Origin of the sequence: Streptomyces sp. 15-116A (assembly GCF_025290915.1) — a bacterium.
GTDB lineage: Bacteria > Actinomycetota > Actinomycetes > Streptomycetales > Streptomycetaceae > Streptomyces.
The window spans coordinates 1-5,243 of sequence record NZ_JAOCQE010000365.1 but is presented as its reverse complement, the minus strand read 5'-3'; the positions used below and the strand labels follow the sequence as shown (position 1 = coordinate 5,243).

Here is a 5,243-nt window from a genome sequence, read left to right as displayed (position 1 = left end):
CCGGCCACCGGACGCTGGGCGAAGCCCGTGTCGAGATGCCCCGGCCGGATCTCCAGGACGCGGACACCGGTGCTCCGCGCCTCACGCCGTACGGCCTCCAGCCAGGCCCGCAGCGCGGCTTTGGAGGCGCTGTAGTCGGCCATACGAGGGGGCGGGCGCTCGGCCACCACGCCGGTGACGGCGGCGATCGCGGAACCGGGTCCGAGAAAGCCCAGCGCCGCGCGGAAAAGCGCGGCGGGCGCGAGGTGATTGACCGCCATCAGATGCTCCGCGACCTCGTCACCGGCCTCCTCCGCCCTGCCGAACGCCACCGTCCCGAAGGCGGTGACGACGGCGTCCAGCCCTCCGAGGGCGTCCGCGGCACCGCGCACGGCACGCGCGCAGGACTCGGGGTCGTAGGCGTCGAAGCGGGCGGTCGGGGCGCCCGGGTACGCGCGGGCAACACGGGCCAGCCGGATCGGATCACGTCCGGCGAGGGCCACCCGCGCACCCCGGCCGGCCACTGCGGCGGTGATCGCACCGCCCAGCACGCCGGTGGCGCCGGCCACCAGGACTCGGGCTTGCCTCAGTTCCACGCTCACTCCCGGACACGGAGTCGATCCGGCCGTCGAGTCGATCCGGTCGTCACAGTTTCGGCGGCGGGGCGGTGTGCGGATGCGCTCATGGCGGCGCACACGGCTCTGTGGGCCCTGTCGGCTGTGACGGCGGTTGGCTCTATCGGCTGTGACGGCCGTTGGCCCTGCCGGCTTGACGGCGCGCTCCCGGCGTCACCTCTCCGGCCCGAGATCGGCGGAGACCTCGCGCGCGGCGCGGGTGCCCGAGGCCAGGGCGCCCTGCACCGAGCCGGTCGCCCGGTGGTCCCCGCACACGTACCTGCCCGAGGCGCGGCGGGTGGTGCGGCTCAGCGGCCAGGGCGGCAGCATCGCGGGCAGCGCGCCCTCGACGGTGCGGGCGGCGATCTGCTGCCAGCCGCTCGTGTCCGTGCCGTACAGCTCGGCCAGGCGGCGGAGTACCGCCTGTGCCCTGCCGGGCGGGTCCGTCCCCAGGACGGAGGTGGAGACGAGCCCGGTGCCGGGGGGCGCGTAGGTGGGCGCGACCGCGCTGAGGACGCAGGTGTTCAGGACCGTTCCCCTGCTGTCCACGATCAGGGTCGGTTCGGTCGTCGGCGGGCGGTCGGTGGCGTGGTAGTAGGTGGTGACGGTCCGCGTGTCCGGCACGGTCAGGCCCGGCAGGAGGCGGGCGGCGGTCGCCGGGTCCGTCGCCACCACGACGGCCCGGGCCGGCACCTCGCTGCCGTCGCTCAGCAGCACTCCGGTGTCGGTGACCTCCGCGACGGGCGTGCCGAGGCGCAGGACGCCGTCGGGCAGGCCCTCGGCGAGCCGGGCCGGCACGGCGCCGATGCCCTCCGCCGGCAGGCACAGGGACCCGCGGACCATGCTCCGCCAGACCAGGTGGAAGAACCGCGCCGAGGTCTCCAGCCGGTCCTCCAGAAACACACCCGACAGGAACGGACGCAGGATGTCAGCGATCACGGCGTCCGACAGTCCCGCCCTGGCAAGGGCCGCCGAGGTGGGGCGGTCCGGGAGCTGTCGGGTGAGGGACACGGGCAGCACGGCGTCCCGCGCGGTGAGTGCCGCCAGCGCGGCGAGGTCGCGGGCCGAAAGGGCCCGTCCCGGCAGCAGCGTGCCCGCCGCACCGGGTTCCCGGGTCGGATCCGCAAGGCGGACAGGCCCGTGCGACGTGTGGGCGACGAGGCCCGCGGTGAACGGCCGCAGTCGCAGGCCCCTCAGCTCCAGACGCCGTTTCACCTGCGGATACGACGTGTTGAACACCTGGAAGCCCCGGTCGATCAGGAAGCCGTCCTGCCGGTCGGTGCGCATCCGGCCGCCCACACCGTCGGACGCCTCCAGCAGGGCCACCCGCCATCCGGCGCGGCACAGATCCAGGGCACAGGCCAGTCCGGCCAGACCCGCGCCGACGACGACCACGTCCGGTGCCCGGCGCTGTCCGTCGCTCAGTCCGTCGCTCATGCGTCTCTCCCAGGTCGGCGCCGTACCCGTGGCTCTCGCGGGACGCTCCCGTCCGCTCCGCCTCTCCGTCCCCCTTCAGTACCCGCGCCCGGCCGGCACAGACGCCGACGTCACCCGTCCGGTGTTACCTGACGGGTAATCGCCCCGAAGGGGCGGCGGGTGTCACGATCGGCCGGTACCGAGTCCGATCGACCGGAGGGACGTCATGACCGCCTACGCCATCGCTCACCTGCACGAGGCCGCCCCGCACCCGGACATCGCCGAGTACATCGAGCGCATCCCGGCCACCTTCGAGCCGTACGGCGGTCGCTTCCTCGTGCACGGAACGGGGCACGAGGTGAAGGAGGGGGACTGGCCCGGGCATGTCGTGGTGATCGGTTTCCCCGGGATCACCGAGGCGCGGGCCTGGTGGGACTCGCCGGCCTACCGGGAGATCGCCCCGCTGCGCTCACGGCACATCGAGGGGGACATCATCCTGGTCGAGGGCGTCCCCGAGGACTACGACCCGTCCGCCACCGCCCGCGCCGTGCGGGAGGCTCTCCCGTCCCCCGCGCCGCGGGACTGAGCGGGCGCAGACGGGTCAGGCGCCGGCCATGACCGGGGAGCGAAGGGCGGGTGTTCGTCGGCTGTAACTGGCCGCGCGGCTGAATCTGACGTGCCGCGTGGCAGCAACCTGCCACGGTCCAGGCATGGTTGCGCCTGCGGTCCCTACCCTGTCGACGCCCCACCGCACCCGACCCGCCGGAGGTTCTTCATGTACGCAGTCGCCGGGCCGGCGAGCCCGCACGCGGTGACACCGCCTCCGCGCTGGGCACGCTGGGCGGCCCACGCCATGCCGCTGGTCGCGCTGCCCTCCTCGCTGTGGCGGCTGGCCATGGCGGCCGGCGTGCCCGTCGGTTACAGCGAGGAGGTGCTGCGCACCGACTACGACATCCCGGGCACCGGCAGTCTGATCCTGGTGCTGATCAGCCTCGCGCAGGAGGCGGTGGCGCTGCTGACGCTCGGCCTGGTGAGCAACTGGGGTCTGATCACGCCGCGTTGGCTGCCGCTGATCGGGGGGCGGCCGGTGCCCGTGTGGGCGGCCGTCGTCCCGGCGGCGCTCGGCGCGCTGGCCATGACTCTGATCACCGTCAGCCAGTACCTGGCCTGGGACCAGGTCGACGACGGCAACCTGACCGGCGTCCACCGCACCGTCATGGGCTGGCTCTACGCCCCGCTGCTCCTGTGGGGGCCGCTGCTGGGCGCGGTGACCGTCTCGTACTGGATGCGGCGCCGCAGGTGAGACGCGCGTGGACCGGACCGTGGGTCAGGCCGAGTCGGTGGGCTGTCGGGTGCGTTGCTGGAAGGCCAGGGCCAGCGCTGTGAACAGCAGTCCGCCGAGCATCCAGTACGGCTCGTAGACGAGCACGCTGAACCGGTCCTGGCCGGTCAGCGGTTCCTCGCGCTGTCCGGCGAGGAGGACGGCCAGATCCACCATGGCGGGCAGCGCGTGGAAGACCATCAGCAGGGCGCAGCCCCAGGCTCCCAGCAGTACGAGGCCGCGCGGGAAGCGCAGCCCCCAGCGCTGCACCAGGGCGAGCGCGAGGGCGGCGCCGCCGAGGTTCATCGGGATGGCGATCAGGTCGATGACGAGCAGGGGCGTGTTGTCGACGAGGGACTCGCCGGGCGGCAGCCCGAAGGTGCCGCCCAGGGCCCAGTAGGCGTGGAACGCCGCGAACACGACCATCCAGGCGCATGCGGTGATGGCCGCTCTGCGCTGCCACGCCGTCGCCGGCGGGGTGCGGCGGGCCCGCTCGGCGGCGCGGGCGGGCATGCGGTGGCCGGCAGCGTAGGTGCTCTCCATGAGGTTCCCATCGCGGTGGAGGTCCGATCGGGTCCCGATCGAACGGACGGCGCGGATTGGCGGCGCCGCCGAGGGAAGGACCCCTTCTCGGCCCCATGGAACTGCCCGTGCTCGGCGGGCGGCAATGCCGCTTTCAGGAAGCTGCCAACCGGGAGGTCACGGGCGGTCGCCGGGGCGGGAGCGATGCGGTGTCGTCGGGGGCAGCAGGCCGAGTTCGGCGGCCCGTACGCCGGCCTGGAAGCGGGAGCCGGCGCCGAGCAGCGCCATGATCTCGGCGACGTGCCGCCGGTAGGTGCGCACGGAGACGGTGAGGTCGCGGGCGGCCACCTCGTCGGTGACGCCGGCCCACAGCGCGGCGAGGATCCGCCGGGCGAGGGCGCCGCGGTCGCCGTCGCCGAAGACGACACGCTCGCCGGCGGGTACGGCGACGCGCCAGATGTTCTCGAAGAGGGTGGCGAGGGTGTGCAGCAGGTCCGGCGCTTTGATCAGCGAGGCGCGGCGGCCGGCGGCGGACTCGGCGACGACGAGCGCGACGGTGCCGTCGGCCATGAGCGCCTGGAGCGGGGGCACTCGGGCGATGCGGATGGCCACCGGTCTGTCCTTGCCCAGCTGTTCGCGGACGAAGTCCTCGTCGACCAGGGCGGGGCTGCTGAGCAGCCGGACCGTGACGGTGTCCGAAGCCCCGTAGATCAGCTGCCGTTCGACCCCTTCGTCGCGGGCGGGCTCGTCCTGGCCGCCGGTGATGCGGGCGTGCATGATGTCGATGGTGCGCGTCGCCCGGGAGATGAGCTCGCGCGCCTCTCGCAGGACCGCCCAGTAGCCGCCCTCGACGACCGTGATCCGCGGTTCCTCGCGGTCGTGGTCGCGGTGAAGGGCCTCCGTCGACTCGATCAGGGTCCGCACTGTCCGGAGCGTCCGATCGAGGTCGTCACCGGCGCTGTCCGACACGTCCTGTCCCCCCCGTTCCCCGTTCGTTCCTTCCCCGGTGCGGCTACTCCTGCCGCAGCAGCCCCAGTTCCACCGCGCGTGCTCCGGCCTGGAAGCGGGATCCCGCGCCCAGCACCCGCATGATCTCCGCCACATGACGGCGGTAGGTGCGCAGGGAGACGCCGAGTTCGCGGGCCGCCGACGCGTCGGTCTGACCGGAACGCAGCCGTTCGAGGACCTGGAAGCCGAGATCACCGCGCAGGCGCGAGCCGAGGGTGAGGTGGTCGTCGAGCCGCCGGCAGCGGGACCAGGTGCCGGCGAAGAGCAGCTCCAGCGCGCGCACGGCGGCGTGGTCCGTGACCAGCGTGGCCCGGGCGCCACCGTCGAACTCACCGCGGCCGTCGCCACCGGGCACCGCACCGCTGTCGCCGCCGTCGCCGCCG

7 protein-coding genes are annotated in these 5,243 nt (G+C 73.9%); 2 read left to right on the top strand and 5 right to left on the bottom strand.

The genetic code is table 11. From position 1 onward, the window contains the following. The coding region (locus tag N4P33_RS32315) for an SDR family oxidoreductase (RefSeq protein WP_260830499.1) at positions 1-575 on the bottom strand (575 nt) is incomplete at its 3' end. A gap of 192 nt (positions 576-767) precedes the next feature. Further along, positions 768-2,018: an NAD(P)/FAD-dependent oxidoreductase gene (locus N4P33_RS32310; protein WP_260830500.1), complete on the bottom strand. Its 1,251-nt coding sequence runs from the start codon at positions 2,016-2,018 to the stop codon at positions 768-770. Between the two features lie 217 nt (positions 2,019-2,235). On the opposite strand from N4P33_RS32310, the gene N4P33_RS32305 reads away from it, so the two are divergent. Beyond that, a complete protein-coding gene (locus N4P33_RS32305) occupies positions 2,236-2,595 on the top strand; it encodes a DUF1330 domain-containing protein (protein WP_260830498.1) in 360 nt (119 codons plus the stop codon). Positions 2,596-2,784: 189 nt separating this feature from the next. Then, positions 2,785-3,312 (top strand): hypothetical protein, encoded by a 528-nt coding sequence (locus tag N4P33_RS32300; protein ID WP_260830497.1) that lies wholly within the window; start codon positions 2,785-2,787, stop codon positions 3,310-3,312. A gap of 24 nt (positions 3,313-3,336) precedes the next feature. Here N4P33_RS32300 and N4P33_RS32295 read toward each other — a convergent pair whose 3' ends face one another. The 3 genes from N4P33_RS32295 to N4P33_RS32285 all read right to left on the bottom strand — a co-directional run. Next, positions 3,337-3,873, bottom strand: a complete 537-nt coding sequence (locus tag N4P33_RS32295; RefSeq protein WP_260830496.1) for a DUF3995 domain-containing protein — start codon at positions 3,871-3,873, stop codon at positions 3,337-3,339. Between the two features lie 156 nt (positions 3,874-4,029). After that, on the bottom strand, positions 4,030-4,776 hold the full coding sequence (locus N4P33_RS32290; protein ID WP_260830495.1) for a LuxR family transcriptional regulator: 747 nt from the start codon (positions 4,774-4,776) through the stop codon (positions 4,030-4,032). Positions 4,777-4,864: 88 nt separating this feature from the next. Then, the coding region (locus N4P33_RS32285) for a response regulator transcription factor (protein WP_260830494.1) at positions 4,865-5,243 on the bottom strand (379 nt) is incomplete at its 5' end.

Coding starts and splice junctions, on each gene's coding strand:
- N4P33_RS32305 (WP_260830498.1), top strand. CDS start 2,236: ATGACCGCCTACGCCATCGCTCACCTGCACGAGGCCGCCCCGCACCCG.
- N4P33_RS32300 (WP_260830497.1), top strand. CDS start 2,785: ATGTACGCAGTCGCCGGGCCGGCGAGCCCGCACGCGGTGACACCGCCT.
- N4P33_RS32295 (WP_260830496.1), bottom strand. CDS start 3,873: ATGGAGAGCACCTACGCTGCCGGCCACCGCATGCCCGCCCGCGCCGCC.